At 59.3% G+C, this 20,589-nt stretch carries 19 protein-coding genes and 1 tRNA gene; 8 read left to right on the top strand and 12 right to left on the bottom strand.

What is annotated here, in order from left to right; all coding sequences use genetic code 11:
• A partial coding sequence (locus SO058_RS08045) for a thiamine pyrophosphate-dependent enzyme (RefSeq protein WP_320842476.1) occupies positions 1–1,926 on the top strand: 1,926 nt, incomplete at its 5' end.
• Positions 1,927–1,989: 63 nt separating this feature from the next.
• Here SO058_RS08045 and SO058_RS08040 read toward each other — a convergent pair.
• From SO058_RS08040 to SO058_RS08030, 3 genes are all read right to left on the bottom strand, one after another.
• On the bottom strand, positions 1,990–2,850 hold the full coding sequence (locus SO058_RS08040; RefSeq protein ID WP_320842475.1) for a sugar phosphate isomerase/epimerase family protein: 861 nt from the start codon (positions 2,848–2,850) through the stop codon (positions 1,990–1,992).
• Between the two features lie 15 nt (positions 2,851–2,865).
• Entirely contained in the window at positions 2,866–3,882 is a 1,017-nt protein-coding gene (locus SO058_RS08035; protein ID WP_320842474.1) for a Gfo/Idh/MocA family protein, read from the bottom strand.
• 98 nt (positions 3,883–3,980) lie between these two features.
• Positions 3,981–5,648: a solute:sodium symporter family transporter gene (locus SO058_RS08030; RefSeq protein ID WP_320842473.1), complete on the bottom strand. Its 1,668-nt coding sequence runs from the start codon at positions 5,646–5,648 to the stop codon at positions 3,981–3,983.
• Between the two features lie 263 nt (positions 5,649–5,911).
• Between SO058_RS08030 and SO058_RS08025 the strand changes: the two genes are divergently transcribed.
• Positions 5,912–6,937 carry a LacI family DNA-binding transcriptional regulator gene (locus SO058_RS08025; protein WP_320842472.1) on the top strand — a complete coding sequence of 342 codons (1,026 nt, stop codon included), beginning with the start codon at positions 5,912–5,914 and terminating at the stop codon, positions 6,935–6,937.
• Between the two features lie 73 nt (positions 6,938–7,010).
• On the opposite strand, the gene SO058_RS08020 is transcribed toward SO058_RS08025, so the two are convergent.
• Positions 7,011–7,259: a helix-turn-helix domain-containing protein gene (locus SO058_RS08020; RefSeq protein ID WP_320842471.1), complete on the bottom strand. Its 249-nt coding sequence runs from the start codon at positions 7,257–7,259 to the stop codon at positions 7,011–7,013.
• A 166-nt stretch (positions 7,260–7,425) separates the two neighbouring features.
• On the opposite strand from SO058_RS08020, the gene SO058_RS08015 reads away from it, so the two are divergent.
• The gene (locus tag SO058_RS08015; RefSeq protein ID WP_320842470.1) at positions 7,426–8,502 is read left to right on the top strand and encodes an MBL fold metallo-hydrolase; all 1,077 of its coding nucleotides are present in this window, start codon (positions 7,426–7,428) and stop codon (positions 8,500–8,502) included.
• Between the two features lie 66 nt (positions 8,503–8,568).
• Here SO058_RS08015 and SO058_RS08010 read toward each other — a convergent pair whose 3' ends face one another.
• Complete coding sequence (locus tag SO058_RS08010; RefSeq protein WP_320842478.1) at positions 8,569–9,585, bottom strand: YeiH family protein; 1,017 nt, start codon at positions 9,583–9,585, stop codon at positions 8,569–8,571.
• A 211-nt stretch (positions 9,586–9,796) separates the two neighbouring features.
• On the opposite strand from SO058_RS08010, the gene SO058_RS08005 reads away from it, so the two are divergent.
• Positions 9,797–10,702 (top strand): LysR family transcriptional regulator, encoded by a 906-nt coding sequence (locus SO058_RS08005; RefSeq protein ID WP_320842469.1) that lies wholly within the window; start codon positions 9,797–9,799, stop codon positions 10,700–10,702.
• Between the two features lie 125 nt (positions 10,703–10,827).
• Here the strand turns inward: SO058_RS08005 and SO058_RS08000 are convergent.
• From SO058_RS08000 to SO058_RS07975, 6 genes are all read right to left on the bottom strand, one after another.
• Positions 10,828–10,904: transfer RNA gene (locus SO058_RS08000), tRNA-Met, on the bottom strand.
• Between the two features lie 89 nt (positions 10,905–10,993).
• Positions 10,994–12,547, bottom strand: coding sequence for a sensor histidine kinase (locus SO058_RS07995; RefSeq protein WP_320842468.1), 1,554 nt, complete (start codon positions 12,545–12,547; stop codon positions 10,994–10,996).
• A gap of 5 nt (positions 12,548–12,552) precedes the next feature.
• A complete protein-coding gene (locus tag SO058_RS07990) occupies positions 12,553–13,233 on the bottom strand; it encodes a response regulator transcription factor (protein WP_320842467.1) in 681 nt (226 codons plus the stop codon).
• A 72-nt stretch (positions 13,234–13,305) separates the two neighbouring features.
• On the bottom strand, positions 13,306–14,163 hold the full coding sequence (gene rsmI, locus SO058_RS07985; RefSeq protein ID WP_320842466.1) for a 16S rRNA (cytidine(1402)-2'-O)-methyltransferase: 858 nt from the start codon (positions 14,161–14,163) through the stop codon (positions 13,306–13,308).
• Between the two features lie 20 nt (positions 14,164–14,183).
• Entirely contained in the window at positions 14,184–14,873 is a 690-nt protein-coding gene (locus tag SO058_RS07980) for a tRNA1(Val) (adenine(37)-N6)-methyltransferase (RefSeq protein WP_320842465.1), read from the bottom strand.
• A 66-nt stretch (positions 14,874–14,939) separates the two neighbouring features.
• A complete protein-coding gene (locus tag SO058_RS07975; protein WP_320842464.1) occupies positions 14,940–15,323 on the bottom strand; it encodes a metal-dependent transcriptional regulator in 384 nt (127 codons plus the stop codon).
• Positions 15,324–15,451: 128 nt separating this feature from the next.
• Here SO058_RS07975 and SO058_RS07970 point away from each other — a divergent pair, with 128 nt between their 5' ends.
• Positions 15,452–16,186 (top strand): YaaA family protein, encoded by a 735-nt coding sequence (locus SO058_RS07970; RefSeq protein WP_320842463.1) that lies wholly within the window; start codon positions 15,452–15,454, stop codon positions 16,184–16,186.
• A 34-nt stretch (positions 16,187–16,220) separates the two neighbouring features.
• On the opposite strand, the gene SO058_RS07965 is transcribed toward SO058_RS07970, so the two are convergent.
• Positions 16,221–16,718 carry a hypothetical protein gene (locus SO058_RS07965; protein WP_320842462.1) on the bottom strand — a complete coding sequence of 166 codons (498 nt, stop codon included), beginning with the start codon at positions 16,716–16,718 and terminating at the stop codon, positions 16,221–16,223.
• Positions 16,719–16,840: 122 nt separating this feature from the next.
• Between SO058_RS07965 and aguA the strand changes: the two genes are divergently transcribed.
• From aguA to SO058_RS07950, 3 genes are all read left to right on the top strand, one after another.
• Entirely contained in the window at positions 16,841–17,923 is a 1,083-nt protein-coding gene (gene aguA / locus SO058_RS07960) for an agmatine deiminase (RefSeq protein WP_320842461.1), read from the top strand.
• 11 nt (positions 17,924–17,934) lie between these two features.
• On the top strand, positions 17,935–18,798 hold the full coding sequence (aguB, locus tag SO058_RS07955; RefSeq protein WP_320842460.1) for an N-carbamoylputrescine amidase: 864 nt from the start codon (positions 17,935–17,937) through the stop codon (positions 18,796–18,798).
• A 415-nt stretch (positions 18,799–19,213) separates the two neighbouring features.
• Positions 19,214–20,584, top strand: coding sequence for a TrpB-like pyridoxal phosphate-dependent enzyme (locus tag SO058_RS07950; protein ID WP_320842459.1), 1,371 nt, complete (start codon positions 19,214–19,216; stop codon positions 20,582–20,584).
• Positions 20,585–20,589: the final 5 nt, after the last annotated feature.

Genomic DNA, 20,589 nt, shown 5'->3' with positions numbered 1-20,589 from the left:
CTGCCCATGGTGATGAACGTCGCCTGCCGGACGGTCTCCGGGCCGCTGTCCATCAAGGGCGACCACAGCGACATCATGTACTGCCTGAACACGGGGTGGGTCATCCTGTTCGCGGACACGCCGCAGGCGGTTTACGATTTTAACCTCTGTGCGCTCAAGGTGGCCGAGCGGGTCAAACTGCCGGTCATCGTCGCGTTTGACGGTTTTTTCACCTCGCACCAGAAGCGCCGCTGCCAGGTGCTCGAAAACGATGCGGATGTACGCGCGTTCGTCGGGGAATATCAGGCGGACTACACCGCGCTCGACCCGGAAAACCCGGTCACGATCGGGTCGTATATGAACGAGCCGGACACGCTCAACAACAAATACCAGCTCCATCTGGCGATGGAACAGGCGCGAAGTGTTATCCGTGAGGTCTGGGCGGAATATGAGGGGCTGACCGGGCGGTCTTACGGCGCAGTTGAGGGCTACCGTGCAGACGACGCGGACACGCTGCTTGTGCTGCTCGGCTCCAGCTTTCACACGGCCAAGGATGCGGTCGACCGGCTGCGGGGGCAAGGCAAAAAGTGCGGCGCGGTGACGCTCCACCAGCTCCGCCCGTTCCCGGCGGACGCGCTCGCACACCTGTGCGGGGGAGCGGAGATCATCATGATAGGCGACCGGCAGGACAGCTATGGCGCGGGCGGCGGCAACCTATCGCTGGAAACGCGGGCAGCCTTGCAGACGGCGGGCAGCACGGCCAAGGTGATGAGCCGCGTGTACGGCCTCGGCGGCCGGGATTTCTATATAGAGGACGCGGAAGAACTGCTCCGTGCGTGCTACGACGAGGGCGCGCCGCGCTTCGATTACACCGGCGTATATCCCGGCGACCCGTCGCTCCGGGTGGAAAAACTCTTCGAGCCGGTCTGCGGCGAGCGCGCCGCGCCCGGCACGACGACATGCGAAGCCGACCCGAACACCGGCAGGCTGACCGTTCGCGGCGGCCGCGTGAACGAGACGACCGCCGTGCCCAAGCGTCTGGCCCCCGGCCACGGCGCGTGCCCGGGCTGCGGGATTCCGGTCAACCTCAACCTACTGCTGCGCGGCATCGAGGGCAACGTCGTACTGCTGTTCCAGACCGGCTGCGGCATGGTCGTCTCGACCGGATACCCCAAGACCGCGTTCAAAACGCCCTATGTGCACAACCTGTTCCAGAACGGCGCGGCGACGCTGTCCGGCCTGGTCGAAATGTACCGCCAGCGGCAAAAGCGCGGCGAGCTTCCCGAAGGCGATATCACGTTTATCATGGTCAGCGGCGACGGCGGCATGGACATCGGCCTCGGCTCGGCGCTCGGCACGGCGCTTCGCGGGTCGAGCCTCATCCTGTTTGAGTACGACAACGGCGGCTATATGAACACGGGCTATCAGCTTTCGTATTCAACGCCGCTCGGCGCAAAGAGCGCGACCTCCCATCTCGGCGCGGGGCAGCGCGGCAAGACGTTCCCGCACAAGGATACGCCCATGCTTTTCGCCGCGACAGGCATCCCCTATATCGCGACCGCGGCCGAGTCCAACCCGGCGGATTTTATCAAAAAGGCCGCCAAGGCGCAGTATTACGCAAAGCAGGGAAACGTTGCCTATATCAAGACGCTGTCCGCCTGCCCGCTCAACTGGGGCGACAAGCCCAACACCGAGCGGCGCGTGATCGCGGCGGGCGTGGACTGCTGCTATTTCCCGCTGTTTGAGATCGAAAACGGCGTGACCACACTCAGCTACGACCCGGAAAAGACCGGCAAGAAAACGCCGGTGACGGCGTGGCTCGGCATGATGGGGCGCACCAAGCATCTGGCGGGTGAGCGCTATGCCGACGTGGCTTCGGCGTTCCAGGACGAGGTCGACCGCCGCTGGCGCGCGCTCAAGGCGCGCGCGGAAGCCGAGGGCTTGTGAGCGGAATATAGAAAAAACGGCAGGGCGAACCATTGGTTCGTCCTGCCGTTTGCTTTGCGGAGATCAGCAGTATTGTGCGACATGCGCGCGCGTGACCTCGGCGGCCTTTTTGACGTTTTCTTCCTGCGAAAGCGCGTAGTATGCGGGACGGAATACTTCGATGGTGCATACGTCGCCCGTAAAACCGATTTTTTTGAGCGTGTCGGCGTAGCGCTGATGGTCGAGGCAGTCGCCCGGCTCGCCCGGCCACAGGCGCTTCTCGTCCGTGTTGTAGGCCGCGCCGCAGGGCATATCCTCCATGCCGTTTAAGTGCCAGACGAAGATGTACTTACCGTCGGCCTTTTCGAGGGATTCCCACTGGGAGGCCATCGCGTGGAAATGGTACTGGTCGAGCGTGATGCCAACGGACGGGGAATCGACCGCTTTTACAATATCATAAGCGTATTCAAAGCGGTTGATCGACATGCTGGGCGCGCCGCAGAACTCGAGCGACAGCTTAATGCCGTGCGGCTCGACCTTCTTAACCATTTCTTTGAGGACGGCCACCGCGTCGTCCTTGATTTCGCCCACGGTTGCGTGCACGGGCAGATCCATCGACGGCACGACGACAATCATCTTGCAGTCCAGGATGTTGCAGCGGCGGATGATCTCGTCCAACTCGGCCATGACCGCGTCCTTTTCGGCCTGCGTCTGCTTCATGTTGAAGAAAATGAGCGCGTTGTAAGAAAGCATTTTCAGCTTGTGGGTTTTGAACCACGCGCCCAGCTCCTCGATGGTGTACTTGCCCGCCTCCAGATCGCGGTTGAGGCACTCGGACTGCACGTCGATATAGTCGAAGCCATACTTTTCGCAGTATTCGAGGTCTTTCAGTACCGAATGATCCTTGCAGAAGCGGTTGCAGCCTTCGTTGAATCCGATTTTCATAGGTATTTTCCTCCCTTACTTCTGATAGAACGCGGGCGTGCCGCCGGTGACGACCTTTTCGGTCTTGCCCGAGGCTTGCGCCTTCACGAGCGCGTCCGCGGTGATGGAAGCGACGTAGCCGTCCCACGCGGACGAGCCGCCGGTCTCACCGCGAAGCGCGTGGTCGACCCAGTCCTGAATCTCCACGTCGTAGGAGTCGATGAAGCGCAGAATCCAGTTGTCCTCGATCTTGGTGGATACGTTGTGGTCAAAGCGCACGGTCGGGAACGACGGGCATGGCAGGTTCATTACGCCGTTTTCACAAACGACCTCGCAGTTGATGTCATAACCAAAGCCGCAGTTGACATTGACCTCCAAAACGGTCACAATGCCGCCTTTGGTTTTGAGGATCATGACCTGCGGGTCTTTCAGGCCCTCGTGCGCCTTGCTCGTCGTCTTGGGCATGACGCACTGCACCTCGTCCCACTCGTCGTTCACCAGCCACGGCAGCACGTCGATCTCGTGGATGGCTGTATCGGTGACCGCCATGGCGGTGGTGTAGCTCGGGTCGACGCCGTCCGCGCGGTGGGTACACTTGAGAAGCAGCGGCGCGCCAAACTTCCCCTCTTCGATAAGCGCTTTGAGCTGGTTATAGCCGCGGTCATAGCGGCGCATGAAGCCGACCTGAACCAGATGCCGGCCCGAAGCCATCTCGGCGTCGACGATCTCCTTGCAGTCGGCTGCGGTGTTGGTAAGCGGCTTTTCGCTGAACACCGGCTTGCCGGCTTGGATGGCGGCCAGAATGGGCTCCTTATGGAACGCGCCCGGCGTGGTGACGACGACGGCGTTCACATCCGGGTCGCTGATGGCCGCGTGGAAGTCGGTGTAGATCTTGACGCCCGTGCCGGCGATCTCCGCGCCCTTTTTTGCGCCTTCTTCAAAAACATCGCACACCGCGGTGACCTCCGCGCCCTTGATGCGGTTCTGGATGCGTTCGATGTGCTCGCGGCCGATCATGCCGCAGCCGATGACGGCGATTTTCAGGTTTTCCATAGTCGGTTTCTCCTTTGTAAGTAACTGGTCAAATAATTTGTTCGATTGGTATTATAATACTGTGTTCACGTGAACACAAGGGGGAAGTGAAAATAATTTCAGGCCGCAATGCCGAGGGGGGAGAACAGCACATAGATACCCACGGCAAGTAAAATGCCCACGATGGAGACCACATGGCGGTATTTCCACGGCGTCAGGTCGACCGCGCCCACGTCGCGGATCGCATATTCTTCGCCCGGGCGGTATTTGTTGAGCCACCACATGATGGCAAGCTCAACCGGGAACAGCACAGCCATGGCGTACAAATAGTGGATGGGGTTACCCGCGGGGGTGAAGGGGTAGTTGGGCTTAAAGAGCAGGAACGCGCCGTAGCACAAGACGTGGAACACGGTGATGACCTTGGGCGTGTACTTGGGCAGGCGTTTAAAGAGGAAGACACCCAAAATGGTGCACAGTACGGGCAAGGATACGAACTGGCTCATCGAGTTTAGAAAAGTGGTGATGCCGCCAGCATACATGACAAACGGCGCGATGACGATGGAAACGCAGCCCGCGATTGTGCCGTAGATCTTGCCGACGCGCACGCATTTGGTATCGGAAGCGCCGGGATTGATGGAGGAGCGGTATAGGTCGAGCGTAAACATGGTCGAAGCGGAGTTGAGCACCGAGTTGAACGACGACAGGATCGCGCCGAACATTACCGCTGCGAAAAAGCCCATGACTGGCTTGGGGACGATCGCTGCAATCAGCGCGGGGTAGGCGAAGTCAATTGCCTTGTCGCCCACAGCGGCGAGTTGCTCTTGGATGCCGGGCAGGTAGAACGCGATGATGCCGGGAACGACTAGAAACAGCGGGCCGAGGCATTTTAGGAAGCCGCAGAAGATCGCGCCCTTCTGGCCTTCTTTCAGGCTTTTGGCCGCGAGCGAGCGCTGCACGAAAGACTGGTTGGTGCACCACCAGTAGAGGTTGTTGAAAAACATGCCGGTGATGAGCAGAGGCCACGGCACCTCGGGCTCGGGCGCGTTCCATGCGTTGATGGCGTTCAGCTTGGCCGGGTCGGCCTCGATGATATAGCGGACGCCGTCGAGGATACCATCGCCGCCGGTAGCGGCGGAAAGGGCGGCAAAACCAAGGAACGGGATCATCAGGCCGCCGATGATCAGGCCGATGCCGTTGATGGTGTCCGATACCGCGACCGCCTTGAGCCCGCCGAAGATCGCGTAGCAGCCGCCCACGATGCCGACCACGACGCACAAGACTGCGACTGCGACAAATTTGGAGGTGCCAAGCATACCGGAGATGTCAAAAATCTGTTCGAACACGACCGCGCCAGAATACAAGATGACGGGCAGGTTCAGGATGGAATACATGACGACGATGACCAGTGAGAACATCGTCTTGGTGCCCTTGCCGTAGCGCTCCTCCATGAGCGATGGGATGGTCATGGCACCCATTTTGAGGTATTTGGGCAGAAAAAAATAGGCGAGCACGAGTAGGGTGAACATCGAGCCGACTTCCCAAGCGATCGGCCCCATGTTGGTTTTCCAGCTCTGGCCGTTCAGGCCGACGAGCTGCTCCGCAGAAAGGTTGGTCAGCAGTAACGAGCCCGCGATCACGACGCCGGGCAGTCCACGCCCGGCGAGGAAGTAACCCTCCGCGGTTTCCAAGTTATCGCCGCGGGTCTTCCAACTGGAAACGACCGCAACCATAACGGTGAACAGCAGGAAGGAGATCCCAGTCCAGGCGAGTGAGTGGAAGAAATTCATAAAAAGCCCCCGTTTCTTGTCAATGCCGGTTGGTGTCTGATTTTTTCGGAAACGACAAGATGTTCACGTGCACACCTTGTGGTGCTATTACAATATCACGGTTTTTAAGGCAGGACAAGATGGTAGTTTTGCCAAAATACTGCCAAGCCTTTTGGGTAAAACGCGGATTTTTTCTCTTTTTTCACAGTCTTGCAAAAAGCGCGTAAGGCGAATATACTAAATAGCAGAGAAAAGTGTGCATTGCACACGGCAGGAGGAAACATATGGGTGTAACGCAGCAGCAGATCGCGGAGCTGGCTGGGGTGTCGCGCGGCACGGTCGACCGCGTGCTGAATAACCGGGGGCGCGTCAACCCGGAGATCGAGGCGCGTATCCGCCGGATCGCGGATGAACTGGGCTACCGGCCCAACCGCGCGGGCAGCCTGCTAGTGCGCACCAAGCGGCCGCTCAAGCTGGGCGTAGTCATGCAGTCGGCCGAAACGCCGTTCATGCAGTCGGTGCTGCACGAGATAGAGGATGCGCGCGGGCATATGCAGGAGTTGGGTGCGGAGCTTCTCATCCGCGCGGGCGAAAGCATCGATATCAGCCGCCAGCTCGCTGCGCTCGACGAGCTGGAGCGGCAGAAGGTCGACGGTATTGCGCTCACCCCGGTTGAGGACGAGCGCATCTGCGATCGCATCGACGCGCTCAGCGCGGCGGGTATTCCAACCGTGACGTTCAACACCGATATGCCGGGCTCCAAGCGGCTGTGCTACGTTGGGCAGGATAACTACCAGAGCGGCCGCGCGTGCGCCGGACTGATGAACATGTTGCTCGGCGGCCGGGGCACGGTGCTGATGGTGACGGGCTATGTATCCAACCTCTCCCAGCAGCGCCGGATCGACGGCTTCCGCACGGAGATCCAGCGGGTGTATCCGGGCATTTCGCTGCTGCCCCTCGAGCGCTGCGCCGACAGCGACCGGAGCGCCTATGAGATCGTGCGGAAAACTCTTTTGGAGCAGCCTGATGTAGGCGGCGTGTTTTTCTCAGCCGGCGGGCCGGCAGGCGGCTGCAGCGCGATTCGCGAGCTTGGCCGCAAAGGGCGGACGCACGTCATCTGCTACGACCGCACCGAGGACAACATTGCGAACGTGCGCGAGGGGCTTGTGGATTTTCTCATCAATCAGGATCCGCATATGCAGGCCGTGCGGCCGCTTGAAACGCTGCTCGATTATCTTCTGACCAGTGTGCGGCCGGAAAACGAATACATGCTTGCGCATATTGATATCCGTACTCAGTATAATGTGTAAAACAAAAGGGCCGCTCGGAAGAGCGGCCTTTTTACATGACAGGAAAAGAGGACTGGCTGTACGCCGGCCTTTTTTATTGGATCTCTTGTTCGAGCGCGTCGAACGCAGGCGTGCTGAAAAACTCGCCAATGGTGATTTCCAGGCCATCACACAGCTTTTTGATCGTCACCACGCCAGGATTATTGCTTTTGCCATATAAAATGTTCTTGATCGTGGACGGCGGCACAGCCGACTGTGTAGCCAATTTGTTGATCGTCAGATCGCGTTCGCCGCATAAGGCAAGCAAGCGGTCTGACACGGCAGTCCTGATATTTGTAACCATGACCCGGCACCTCCGCCTTTTTGAATATAGTCTACCCAAGCGGCTTGCAAAATGTAGGCTATCTGTGCTACTGTTAGGCTATATATAGACTAACAGATTGCAACAGATTTCGACAGTAGGCGACACGCATCTTGCGGCATACTAAAGGCGGAGGGGGCGACGAGCGATGAGACGATGGCTGCCAATAATTGTATTGCTGGCCTTACTGGGGGCTGTAGGCTGGGTGGTGCTGGAACTGGAGCCTCCTTCGCCCGCGCCGCCTGGCGCGGCGGCGCGTCAGAAGGAGCCGGTCGCCGCCGTGCCCCCGGGTATGACGCTGGAGGCGCATTTTATCGATGTGGGGCAGGCGGACGCGACGCTGTTCTTGTGTGACGGGCACGCTATGCTGGTCGACGGGGGGGAACCGGCAGATTCCGATTTGATTTACACCTATTTGAAAAACCTGAATGTCGAACGGCTGGACTATGTGGTGAACACGCATCCGCACGAGGATCATGCTGGCGGGCTGGCAGGCGCGCTGCACGCATGCGAGGCGGGCGAGGTCTGGTCGCCGGTCACGGAATATGATGGCGGGGCGTTCCGCGCATTTGAAAAAGCCGCCGCGCAGCAGGGGAAAACGCCCCAAATGCCCGCGCTGGATGCCCCATATCCGCTGGGCGGCGCGGAGGTTACCGTGCTCGGCCCGCGCGTGCTGGACGGCGAACCAAACGATTGGTCGATCATCCTAAAGGTCACATTTGGCAAAACCGCGTTCCTGCTGACCGGCGACGCTGAATCGCCGGCAGAGCACGTGCTGCTGGATGCAGGCGTCGATTTGTCCGCAACGGTATATCAGGTGGGGCATCATGGAAGCGATACATCGAGCGGTTACGCATTCTTGCGGGAAGTCATGCCGCAGTACGCGGTTATCTCATCGGGTAAGGATAACCCATACGGGCATCCTGACGAGGCTGTACTCAGCCGCCTTTCCGACGCGGGCGCGGCGGTATACCGCACCGATTTGCAGGGAGATATCCTCGCGGTAAGCGATGGGGAGACCGTTGTGCTAAGCACGGAGAAAAACGAAACGCCACCTGCGCCGCCGGCAGCTGACGAGACGTATTATATTGGAAATAGGAAATCGAAAAAGTTTCACAGGCCATCGTGCCCGTCGCTGCCCGCAGAGCATAACCGCGTGACGTTTGAGACCCGAGAACAGGCAGTTGAGGAGGGCTATACGCCCTGCCAGACCTGCAAGCCATAAAAAACGGGGCCGTTTGTTTACAAACGGCCCCGTTTTGCAGGATTATTCAGTTATCGGCCGCGCGGCTTACCAAATGCCTAACACCTGCTGCATGCCGAGGCTGACCGCTGCGATCGCGACCCAGCAGCACGCCCCCATGAAGATCGGCTTGCCGCCGGTCTTGATGAGCTTGACGATATTGGTGTTGAGGCCAATGGCCGTCATGGCCATAACGATGAAAAACTTAGATAGGGTTTTAAACGGGAGGAACAGAGAGGCGTCAACGCCGAAGGACACAGCGGCCGTCGTAATAACCGAAGCCAAAATGAAAAACAGGATGAAAAATGGAAAGACCTTTTTAAGGCTGAAGCTGTTGGCCGATGCGCTCCCCGATTTTTTAGCCTTTGCTGTCCGCCAAATGGCCAGCGCCAGCGTGATTGGAATGATTGCCAGTGTGCGGGTGAGCTTGACAATCGTGGCTGCATCGAGCGTGTTCGCGCCGAGATGCATGCCGTCCCACGCGGCAGCAGTGGCCGTGACCGAGGAGGTGTCGTTCACCGCGGTGCCTGCAAACAGGCCGAAGCCTTCGTTCGACAGGCCGAGCATACTGCCCAGCGTGGGAAAGATCAGCGCGGCGAGCACGTTGAACAGGAAAATGACCGAAATGGACTGTGCGATTTCCTCATCGTCGGCCTGGATGACGGGCGCGGTAGCTGCAATTGCCGAGCCGCCGCAGATAGACGAGCCTACGCCGATTAACGTGGAAATATTGGTCGGCATGCGCATCAGCTTGTGCAGCAGGAAGGAAACGATCAGCGAGGTTGAGATCGTGGACAGGATGATGGGCAGCGAGGACACGCCTACGCGGGCGATCTCGGACAGGTTCAGCCCGAAGCCGAGCAGGATGACCGCATATTGCAGGATCTTTTTTGAAGTATAGGTGATACCTGCCTGCGCAGCCTGCTTTTGCGGAAAAAACAGTGTAGCGATCATGCCGGCCAGAATCGCGAACACCGGCCCTCCAATGATAGGAAACGCCTTGCCGAGCAGCCAGCATGGGATGGAGATGAGCAGGCAGAGAAGAATGCCGGGAACCAGCGGCAGGACTTTTTGGACGAACGCGCTGCCGGCTGCCGGCGTAGCTACGCAGTCTTCGCCCTCTGGAATGCGGTTTTGTTGCACAGGAAATTCCCCCTTGATTGGTGTTTCATGGTTTTTCTTTCCTCGTTACTATACCTCGTTTTAAACATTATGTAAAATTATCTTTCTTTATATAAAGATAAATATATGTTATGATATCTATGAGGTGATACAGATGCTGGATTTTCGTATCGAGACCTTTCTGGCCGTATGCCAGACCATGAATTTTACCAAGGCGGCGGAACTGCTGCATATCACCCAGCCTGCGGTGTCAAACCACATCCACGCGCTGGAGCGGCAATATGGGGTCAAGCTGTTTCAATATGAGGGGAAGCAGCTTTCGCTGACCGGGCCGGGCAGATTGTTTTGGCAGACCGCGGCAACTATGCACCATGATGCGCGGCATCTGTGTGACAGCCTGCGCGAACTGGACGGGAGGCGCCATCTTCGCTTTGGCGCGACGCTGACCATCGGTGAATATAGTATGCCCGGTTCGTTGCTCCGCCTGCTCGAGTTTGAGCCGGATGCCGGGGTGCAGATGCTGGTGGCCAATACCGCAGAGCTGCTGCGCCTGCTCGATCAGGGCGGAATCGACTTTGCCATCGTCGAGGGATTTTTCCCAAAACGCGCCTATGACAGCCTGCCGTACAGCACCGAACGCTACGTACCCGTCTGCGCGCCGGGCTATCGGTTTGCCTCCGATGCTTTGCGGCTGGAGGATCTGCTGGAGGAACGACTGTTCATCCGTGAACCTGGCTCGGGCACCCGGGAGGTGCTGGAGCGCGTGTTGGAGGAACGCAACCTAACCGTCGGGGATTTTCGGCAGACCGTCGAATTGGGCAGTTTGGATGCCATCAAAACGATGGTATGCGCCGGGGCGGGGATCTCATTTTTCTTCCAGCCTGCTGTGCAGGCTGAGCTTCAAATGGGGCGGCTGCGCGAGATACCGCTGAATGATTTCGCGGTCACGCACGATTTTACGTTCCTATGGCGCAAGGGGAGCGTATTCGCACCATACTATAAGGAGACGTTTGCGCTGCTGAAAGACGGAAAGCTTTCTATGCCGGATATTGCCAGATGACCGGCGCATTTGCAGAAGCAGGTACGGAGAATGAAAAAGCCGCCGATAGTTCGGCGGTTTTTTCATAGCTATAAAAACTGCGGCGGCGTTTTGTGATTCACACAAAACACCGCCGCAGTAAAATATGGTTGCGGGGACAGGATTTGAACCTGCGACCTTCGGGTTATGAGCCCGACGAGCTACCGAACTGCTCCACCCCGCGATATAGGCGCCTCTCATTGAGGTACTTATATACTATACCATGGCAGAAAGACCATGTCAAGGGGCTTTCGCTAAAATGTCTCGACAATATTATGGGTTTTGCTCGGTATCGGGCGCGCCCGGCACTTCGAACCAGAAAGTGATGCCATTTTCCGTGTTCTCCGCGCCGCAGGTTCCATGCAGGGTGTCCGCGATCGCGCGGACAAGCGACAGGCCGATGCCCGTTCCACCATTTTCCCGTGAGCGGGCGTGGTCGGTGCGGTAAAATTTCTCCCAGATTTTTGGAAGCTCCTCGTCGGGGAGGCCTTCCCCCTCGTTGAATACAGCCAAGCGTACACCGTTTTCAGCCGCTGAAGCGGAAAGGACGATCTGCCCACCATCCCGGGTGTACCGGATCGCGTTGGACAGGTAATTCATCAGCACCTGTTCCAGCAGATCACTGTCTGTGTGCACCGTGGGCGCGTCTGTCTGGTAGCTGACCCGCAAACCGCGGCTTTCGCACAGCACCGCGGTCTTCCGCACAGCCTCGGCAAACAGCGCGGAGATATCAACATCGTCATAGTACGTCTGCTGCGCGCCAAGCTCAAGCTTGGACAGGTTTAAAAGCTGCATGACCAGCTTGTTCATATGGTCGGCTTCGTCCGCAATGGTGTCGCAGTAGTATTTGCGGTCCTCGGGATCGTCGGCAACGCCGGCGGTCAGCCCTTCGGCGTAGCCCTGGATGAGCGCGATCGGCGTTTTGAGCTCGTGCGACACATTGACGATGAACTCCCGTCGCATATTGTCAATGCGCTCCTTTTCCCGGATCTCCTGCGCAAGCTGGGTGTTGGACTGCTGCAATTCGCCGATCGCCTGCTCCAGATAGGTGGAGAGCCGGTTGATCGACTGCCCGAGCTGGCCGATCTCGTCAAATTCGGGTCCTTCATATTTTTTTGTGAAATCAAATTTGGCCATGTCGTTGGCGATCTGGCCCATTTCGATCAGGGGACGGGTAAACTGCCGCGAAACGAAATAGCCGCAGGCAAGGCAGATGAGCAGCGCACAGCCGCCCGCAATCAGCAAAAACAGCAGATTGAACGAGGAATTTTGCTCAATGAACGCATAGGGCATATAGGCGACCAGACAGCCGCCCTGCTCGAACGCGCCGACCAGACAGAGATACTGTTCGTTTTCATGCAGAGAGACCGTTGTAAATGTGTAGCCGGAGAGATCGGTTTGCCCCCATCCGGCCTGCTCGAGCGCGCTGACCAGAATATTTTGGATGCGCACACGCTGGCTCCAGAAATCGGGGAAGACCGCGCCGATGCCGTATGGCCTGCCCGCGCCGTTTTCAGGTTTGACAGGCGGCTCGCTTTCCTCGGGCAGCAGCGCCGATGTGTACAGCACCGTCCCGTCGTCCGCAACGATTGCAAGACGGATCGCGCTGCGGCTCTCGATCGAATCAAGAGCCGAGGAAATCCCGGTAACATCGCCGGTATATAGGCGCTCGATCAATTGATAGGTGCTTTTCAGCTCGCTGCGGCGGGTCATCATATAGTAATCATCGTAGAAAAAGACGTTCAGCACGATCAGCACGCCGATAAAGACGAGCGCGACCGCGCTGATGGCAGCAAAAAATTTGACCTTGATCGAATAGCGTTTCATGGGCGCTACCCCTCAAAACGGTAGCCGTAGCCGCGGACAGTGCAGATCTTGTCGCCGCACGCGCCGAGCTTGGCGCGCAGCTTTTTTACGTGGGTGTCCACGGTGCGCAAATCGCCGAAATAGTCGTAGCCCCAAACGGCGTTCAAAATACTCTCGCGGGACAGCGCGATGGCGCGGTTGTTTTTGAAATAAATAAGCAGCTCGTATTCCTTGGGCGTCAGCTCGACCGGCGCGCCTGAAACCAGTACCTCGCGGCGCAGTTCGTTGATCGAGAGCTTGTCAAACTCTGCGACAGGCGAGTTTGCGCGCCCCTCGCGCTTGAGCAATGTGCGCACCCGCGCGGCCAGCACGACGGGCGAAAATGGTTTGGTCACATAGTCGTCCGCGCCGTCTTCCAGGCCGCGTACTTGGTCGGCGTCCTCAGCGCGCGCGGTCAGCATCATAACGGGAAGATGCGAGCCGCCTTGCTCCAGCGTGCGCAGTTCGCGCAGCACGGCGAAGCCGTCCATACCGGGCATCATCACGTCCAGTATGGCAAGGTCAAGACCGGCGCGGCGGTTTTCAAGCTCGCGCATAGCTGCGGTCCCGTCGGGGGCTTCAATGATCGTGTGGCCGTCCCGCTTCAGAAAATCGCTCACCAAACGGCGGATACGCGCCTCATCGTCGGCAATTAAAATCGTGGACATCTAGCGATCCCCTCCATCCTGTTCCTCAGTATAACGCGGGAGTTTGTCAGTTTTGTGAACGGAAAGCGTGTTTTATGTGTCGTCCTGCTCCAAAACAAAGCGGTATAGCGCGTTCTTTTTCACACCGCAGGCCGCCGACACCGCTTTGACTGCGTCTTTCTGCGTCTGCCCGTCCGCGACGCGGCGGCGCACCTCGACGGCGGCTGCCAACAGGCGCTCCTGTTCGTCCGGACCCTCGTCCTCGTCCGGCGCTCTGCCCTCGACAATGAGCACAAATTCGCCGCGCGGCGCGGTCTCGGCAAAATGCTCTGCGGCTTCGCCAAGCGTTAAGCGGAGGGTCTCCTCGTGCAGTTTGGTCAGCTCGCGGGAAAGCGATACGCGGCGCGCGCTTCCGAACGCGGCGGTAAGGTCGGCAAGCGTTTGGCGCAGCTTGTGTGGGGCTTCATAAAAAATCATGGTGCGCGTTTCGTCCGCGAGCGCTTCCAGATGCTCGCGCCGCACCTTTTTATTGACCGAGAGAAAGCCCTCGAAACAGAACCGCCCGGTCGGCAGCCCTGAAGCGGCGAGCGCGCACACGGCGGCGCATGCGCCGGGCACCGGGATGACCGGAACGCCGTTTTCTGCGGCAAGCGCGACCAGATCCTCGCCCGGGTCGGATACCGCCGGGGTGCCCGCATCGGTCACGAGTGCGCAGCTCTCGCCCGCGAGCAGCTTTTCCAGCACCTGTTCGCCGCGTGCGCGGCGGTTGTGCTCGTAATAGGAGATCATCGGCTTTTTGGGCAGGCCGACTGCGTTCAGCAGCTTCTGCGTCACGCGCGTATCTTCGGCGGCGAGAAAGTCGGCCGCCGACAGCACCTCGCGCGCCCGGGGCGACAGGTCGCCCAGATTGCCGATGGGCGTGGCGACCAGGTATAATGTCCCAATACTCATTGCAATATAACCTCGAAGAATTATTTTCCGTATATTCGTTGATATTCCGCGCTCTCAACAAGCAGCGGCGGTTCGACCAGCAGTCCCTCGGGAGAGCCGCCCTTGCGGCATTCGACCAGTACGGCAGACGGCGGCGAGGACGCGTTCTGATGCACAAAGCGCATCCGTTTTGGGACGAGATGCACGGCTTGCAGCGCGATAAGCAGCACGGCGAGCCGTTCGGGGCGGAACACCAGCGCACATTTACCGCCGGTGTGCAGCGCATAGGAAAGCGCGGCGGCCAGTTCTTCGACCGTGCAGCAGCCGTCCTGCCGGGCGGCCTGCCGCGCCGCGCCCATAGCGGGTTTTCCCGCGCCCGCGGCGAAATAGGGCGGATTGCAGATGCAGTAATCAAAGCTGCCATGCGGAAAAGCCGAGCGGATGTCGCGCAGGTCGCCCTGCAAAGCGGCCATAGGCACGCCGTTATCCGCGATGGAACGCCGGAACAGCGCGAGCGGCCCCGCCTGCAATTCCAGCCCGGTGATCTGCAGCCCGGGACGGTACAGCAGCAGCGCGAGCGCGCCCGTGCCGCAGCCAAGGTCGAGCACACGGCCTCGGCTTTGCGGGCGGGCGAACGCGCCGAGCAGCACGCTATCCTGTCCCAACTTGAAATATGCGTCGTCCTGCCAGAGCGTCAGCCCGTTTGGCAGTTGTTCGGCTGTGAGCGGCATGGCAGATGCGCCTCCCTTTGGGATAAAAGAAAAGCCGGCCGGCGGGGCCGGACGGGCTTTTGCAGGTCAACCGGCGGCGGTATCGTGGTGTGCGCGCAGGTGGATTTTCAGCTTTTCAAAGCTTTCCGGGCTGATGACGTGCTCGATGCGGCACGCATCCTCGGCGGCGATCTCGGGATCGACACCGATGGAGACCAGCCAGCCGGTCAGCACAGTATGGCGTTCGTAGACCGCGCTGGCGACCTTGAGTCCGGATTCGGTCAGCGACAGCAGGCCGTTTTGGTCGATGGCGACATAGCCGTTGTCGCGCAGCAAGCCGACCGCGCGGCTGATGCTGGGTTTGGAAAAGCCCATGTAATGGGCGACGTCGATTGAGCGCACCTGTCCGTTTTGCTTGTGCAGCACCAGAATGGCTTCCAGATAGTTTTCCGCGCTTTCCTGCAGCTTCATTTGAGGCGCGCCTCCTTTGTCTAAGATGTTCTTATTTTATCATGCCTTGCCGCTTTTGGCAATATACACGCTTGCAAAACGGACTTTTTAAGGATACAATGGAGAAAAACCAGAGGAGAACACCGCTGATGCTCGCTATTTTATCGCCCGCAAAGAATATGAAGCTGCCGGAACGGGCGGATGTGATGGCTACCCGTCCCCGCTATTTGCCGCAGACCCGGGCGCTGCATACGGTTCTGTGCGGCCTTGCGCCGTATGAGCTGGAATCGGTCATGCGGACAAGCCCGGCGATCGCGCTGCGCGCGGCTGCTGATTTTGCCGCGTGGGAGGATACGGGCGGCACGCCTGCCGCGCTCACATTTGACGGGCTGGCTTACAAATATCTGGATGCGGCCTCATTCTCTGCAGACGATTTTGCGTGCGCGCAGGAGCGGCTTCGTATCCTGTCGGCGTTTTACGGCGTGCTGCGGCCGCTCGACGCCATCCGGCCTTACCGGCTGGAGCTGCAGCACCGTCCGGACGGGCAGTCGCTCTATGATTTTTGGGGAGACCGGTGGTATCGCGACCTATATGCGGACACGGACACGGTCGTCAATCTGGCGTCCAGTGAATACAGCCGTGCGGTGCGTCCTTTTTTGCGAAGCGGCGACCGCTTTGTGACCTGCGAATTTCTGACCTACCGCAAGGGCAAGCTGCGCTGCCTGCCCGCAATTGCCAAAATGGCGCGGGGCAGCATGGCGCGCTATATCGTGCGGCATGAATTGGAATCCCCCGAGCAGCTCACATTTTTCGGCTGGAATGATTTCCAGTATGAACAGAGCCTGTCCAGCAACGATACGTTTGTGTTTGTCAGCCGGGCGTAAAAGAAAACGCCCCGTTTGGGGCGTTTTTTTAAGCTTATTGATTGTTCTGCGGAGGCTGCGGAGGCTGCTGCACAGGCGGCTGGGGCGCGGTCTGCGGCGCTGCCGGCGCGGCGGGTGCTTCGGGCGGCTGCGGCGGCTCGGGCAGAGGCCCCATTTTCTGATTCATCTCCTGCGTGTTGCGGCACAGGATGAGCAGCACGAGCGTCAGCTCAAAGCAGATGCGGGCGATGACATTGCCGATGACGAACAGCAAAACTGCCGCAAGGAAGTTGGAAAACAGCAGGATGACGCTCCAGATCGCAAGCGCGCACACGACGATGCAGTACAGCGCGCGCAGCAGCTTTTCGGTGAACAGCGTGCGGAAAGTCAGCGCGTCGTGCAGCTTTTGAACGCCGGGGGTCAGCGGCTTCTCGTGCCGCTTGGCGACAAACAGGAAATACAGCGCCAGTCCGCCCGCAATGATGACGACCAGCGCCAGCAGCGGCAGGAACGCGGAGAACGGCGAATAATACATGTGCGGCGTGTAATACATGGTGGGACTCCTTCGTAATATGTAGATTTTTTGTATCTTTAGTGTAACATATGGGCGAAAGCGTTGCAAGATGCGAAAAAATGTTGTACCCTACTTAAGGAGAATACAAGGGAGCGGATGCTATGCAGATTTTACACAGCACCCCGTCGCAGGACGGGTTTTATATGCCTGCGGAATGGGCGGAACACGAGGGCTGCCTGATGATCTGGCCCGAGCGAGCGGATTCGTGGCAGTACGGTGCGTATGCGGCGCGGAAAGCGTTCGTGCGGATCGCGGAAGCGATTGCAAAAAGCGAAAAGGTGACCGTTTTCTGCTCTGCCCGGCAGTATGACAACGCGCGCGCGGCGCTGCCCGCGGCGGTGCGCGTCGTCGAGACCGCAAACGACGATGCGTGGGCGCGCGACACTGGGCCGACCTTTGTGGTGGACGGCCGGGGAGACCGCCGCGGGATCGATTGGGGCTTTAACGCGTGGGGCGGGCTGTATCCGGACTGTCTCAATGACCGCGCACTCGCCCGCAAGGCGTGCGACCTGCTGGAAAGCGGCTGCTATGATAAGCGGGATTTTATCTGCGAGGGCGGTTCGTTCCATGTGGACGGCGAGGGCACCGCGCTCGTGACCGAGGCGTGCCTTTTAAACAAAAACCGCAACCCCGCGCTGTCCAAAGAGGAGATCGAGCGCACGCTGTGCGACTATTTGAACGTGCAAAAGGCAATCTGGCTGCCGCGCGGCATCTGGAATGACGAGACCGACGAGCATGTGGACAACATCTGCGCGTTCACGGCGCCGGGCGAAGTCGTACTCGCGTGGACGGACGACCGGGACGACCCGCAGTACGCGCTGAGCAAGGCCTGTCTGGACGTGCTTGAAGCCGCTGTGGACGCCAAAGGCCGGAGGCTTCTCGTGCATAAGCTGCCGCTGCCCGCGCCCGTGTGCATCACGGCGGAGGAGTGCGGCGGGCTGGATTTCTGTGAGGGCGAGCCGACGCGTATGCCCGGCGAGCGGCTGGCGGCGAGCTATATCAATTTCTATATTGCGAACGGCGCGGTCGTCATGCCCGCGTTCGGCGACCCGGCGGACAGCAAAGCAAAAGCGGTTTTGCAGGCGCTGTTCCCCACGCGCGAGGTGATCGCGGTGCCGACGCGAGACATTCTGATCGGCGGCGGCAATATCCACTGCATGACGCAGCAGATCCCAAAAGCATAAGGAGGAAAACGATGAGCAAAGTGACGGTTGCAGCCGTTCAGATGACCTATGGGCTGGAACAGGCGGCCGAGCAGGTCGAGCAGGCTGCGGCGCAGGGCGCGCAGATCATTCTGCTGCCCGAATTGTTTGAAAACCGCTATTTCTGCCAGGAGCGGAATTATGAGCACTATAAGCTGGCCGCAACGCTGGAGGAAAACCCGGCGGTTGCGCGGATGTGCGAGATCGCGCGCGATTTTAAAGTCGTGCTGCCGGTGAGTTATTATGAGCGCGTGGGCGAGACCACGTTCAACACGGTCGCGGTGATCGACGCGGACGGAACGGTTTTGGGGCAGTACCGCAAGACCCACATCCCGGACGACCATTTCTATCAGGAAAAATTCTATTTCACGCCCGGCGACACGGGCTTCCGCGTGTGGGACACGGCGTATGCGAAGATCGGCGTCGGCATCTGCTGGGACCAGTGGTTCCCCGAGGCCGCCAGATGCATGGCGCTTGAGGGCGCGGAGCTCCTGTTTTATCCGACCGCAATTGGCTCTGAGCCGATTCTGGACTGCGATTCCATGCCGCATTGGCAGCGCTGTATGCAGGGGCACGCGGCGGCAAACCTGATGCCGCTTGTCGCGGCCAACCGTGTGGGCACCGAAACGGTCGAGCCGTCTCCGGACAATCAGCACCAGTCCTCGAGCCTTACGTTTTACGGCTCGTCGTTTATAGCGGACGAGACGGGCGCGGTAGTCGAGCAGGCGCCGCGCGGGGATGCGTGTATCCTGACGCACACGTTCGACCTGGACGGCATCCGCGAGTTCCGGCGGAGCTGGGGCGTGTTCCGCGACCGCCGCCCGTCACAGTATGGGGCGCTGCTGACACACGGCTGATTTTCTCAGACTTAGAAAATTGAGAAAAAGTTATTGCATTAATTTTCTCAAATCCGCTTGACAAATCTGATTTCTGCGCATATACTGTCACCATATTGATAAACCAATGACGAAGACGAGTAACCCGGAGGGTGACCCTCCAAGAGAGCCGCGGGTGGTGAGATCGCGGCAGGCAAGCGCCGGGCGAATGGACTTTATGCAGGGCAATGCGAAAGGCTTTGGCCGAGTAACTGCGACGGGGACTCCGCCCGTTATCAGGGGAGTGCGCATTGTTTGATGCGTTTACATGAGAGGGCGCGTTTTCGCGTCAACTTGGGTGGCACCGCAAGAGCTTTCTATGCTCCTGTCCCATGATTGGGACGGGAGCTTTTTATTTTACTATCACATATTTACGATAAAAAGGAGAGAAACTACCATGGCAAAGATTCCACACAGACTGTACCTCACCGAAGACCAGATGCCCCGGCAGTGGTATAACCTGCGGGCCGATATGAAAGAGCAGCCCGACCCGCTTCTGCATCCCGGCACGCACCAGCCGCTGCCCGAGGACGCGCTCTATCCGATTTTCTGCGAAAAGCTCGCCCATCAGGAGATGGACGGCAAGACCCGCTATTTCGACATTCCCGAGCCCGTGCTCGATATGTATAAGCTGTACCGGCCTTCGCCGCTGTGCCGCGCGTACAACCTTGAAAAGGCGCTCGATACCCCGGCGAAGATCTACTATAAGTTTGAGGGCAACAACACCTCGGGCAGCCACAAGCTAAATTCGGCTATCGCGCAGGCGTACTACGCCAAGGAGCAGGGCCTCAAGGGGCTGACGACCGAGACCGGCGCGGGCCAGTGGGGCACGGCGCTGTCCGAAGCGTGCTCGTACTTCGGGCTGGATCTCAAGGTTTACATGGTCAAGGTGTCCTACGAGCAGAAGCCGTACCGCAAGGCGGTCATGCAGACCTTCGGCGCGAACGTCACGCCCTCGCCGTCCATGACGACCGAGGCCGGCCGCGGCATCCTCGCGCAGAACCCCGGCACGGGCGGTTCGCTCGGCTGCGCAATCTCTGAGGCGGTCGAGGTGGCGACCACGACCGAGGGCTATCGTTATGTGCTCGGCTCGGTGCTCAACCAGGTGCTGCTGCACCAGTCGATCATCGGCCTTGAGAGTAAGCAGGCCATGGAGCTGCTGGACGAATACCCGGATATTGTTATCGGCTGTGCGGGCGGCGGCTCCAATCTGGGCGGCCTGATCGCGCCGTTCATGCAGGATAAGCTGCTGGGCAAGGCGGATCCGCGCATCATCGCGGTCGAGCCCGCATCCTGTCCGTCGTTTACGCGCGGCAAATACGCGTATGACTTCTGCGATACCGGCCATGTGACCCCGCTCGCCCGCATGTACACGCTGGGCAACGGCTTCATGCCCGCCGCAAACCACGCGGGCGGCCTGCGCTACCACGGCATGAGCCCCATTCTGTCCAAACTGTACCACGACGGATACATGGAGGCAGTCACCGCTAAGCAGACCGATGTGTTTGACGCGGCGGTACAGTTCGCCAAAGTGGAAACCATTCTGCCCGCGCCCGAATCGTCGCACGCCATCCGCTGCGCGATCGACGAGGCGCTGAAGTGCAGGGAGTCCGGCGAAAGCAAGACCATCCTCTTCGGTCTGACCGGCACGGGCTATTTTGATATGGCGGCCTATGAGGCATATCTCGCGGGCACGATGAAAAACCATGTGCCGGACGACGCCGAGCTGCAGACCGGCTTTGATACCCTGCCGCCGCAGCCGGAATAACAATT

Source organism: Agathobaculum sp. (genome assembly GCF_034098985.1).
In the GTDB taxonomy this organism is placed as follows: domain Bacteria; phylum Bacillota; class Clostridia; order Oscillospirales; family Butyricicoccaceae; genus Agathobaculum.
This window is presented reverse-complemented; position numbering and strand designations above follow the sequence as displayed.

Excerpts from the sequence above, each read along its gene's own strand:
- SO058_RS08035 (WP_320842474.1), bottom strand. The coding sequence starts at position 3,882 with ATGGAAAACCTGAAAATCGCCGTCATCGGCTGCGGCATGATCGGCCGC.
- SO058_RS08025 (WP_320842472.1), top strand. The coding sequence starts at position 5,912 with ATGGGTGTAACGCAGCAGCAGATCGCGGAGCTGGCTGGGGTGTCGCGC.
- SO058_RS07975 (WP_320842464.1), bottom strand. The coding sequence starts at position 15,323 with ATGAAGCTGCAGGAAAGCGCGGAAAACTATCTGGAAGCCATTCTGGTG.
- SO058_RS08005 (WP_320842469.1), top strand. The coding sequence starts at position 9,797 with ATGCTGGATTTTCGTATCGAGACCTTTCTGGCCGTATGCCAGACCATG.
- SO058_RS07950 (WP_320842459.1), top strand. The coding sequence starts at position 19,214 with ATGGCAAAGATTCCACACAGACTGTACCTCACCGAAGACCAGATGCCC.
- aguB (WP_320842460.1), top strand. The coding sequence starts at position 17,935 with ATGAGCAAAGTGACGGTTGCAGCCGTTCAGATGACCTATGGGCTGGAA.
- SO058_RS07995 (WP_320842468.1), bottom strand. The coding sequence starts at position 12,547 with ATGAAACGCTATTCGATCAAGGTCAAATTTTTTGCTGCCATCAGCGCG.
- SO058_RS07970 (WP_320842463.1), top strand. The coding sequence starts at position 15,452 with ATGCTCGCTATTTTATCGCCCGCAAAGAATATGAAGCTGCCGGAACGG.
- SO058_RS07990 (WP_320842467.1), bottom strand. The coding sequence starts at position 13,233 with ATGTCCACGATTTTAATTGCCGACGATGAGGCGCGTATCCGCCGTTTG.
- SO058_RS07965 (WP_320842462.1), bottom strand. The coding sequence starts at position 16,718 with ATGTATTACACGCCGCACATGTATTATTCGCCGTTCTCCGCGTTCCTG.
- rsmI (WP_320842466.1), bottom strand. The coding sequence starts at position 14,163 with ATGAGTATTGGGACATTATACCTGGTCGCCACGCCCATCGGCAATCTG.
- SO058_RS08020 (WP_320842471.1), bottom strand. The coding sequence starts at position 7,259 with ATGGTTACAAATATCAGGACTGCCGTGTCAGACCGCTTGCTTGCCTTA.
- SO058_RS08030 (WP_320842473.1), bottom strand. The coding sequence starts at position 5,648 with ATGAATTTCTTCCACTCACTCGCCTGGACTGGGATCTCCTTCCTGCTG.
- SO058_RS08040 (WP_320842475.1), bottom strand. The coding sequence starts at position 2,850 with ATGAAAATCGGATTCAACGAAGGCTGCAACCGCTTCTGCAAGGATCAT.
- aguA (WP_320842461.1), top strand. The coding sequence starts at position 16,841 with ATGCAGATTTTACACAGCACCCCGTCGCAGGACGGGTTTTATATGCCT.
- SO058_RS08015 (WP_320842470.1), top strand. The coding sequence starts at position 7,426 with ATGAGACGATGGCTGCCAATAATTGTATTGCTGGCCTTACTGGGGGCT.
- SO058_RS07980 (WP_320842465.1), bottom strand. The coding sequence starts at position 14,873 with ATGCCGCTCACAGCCGAACAACTGCCAAACGGGCTGACGCTCTGGCAG.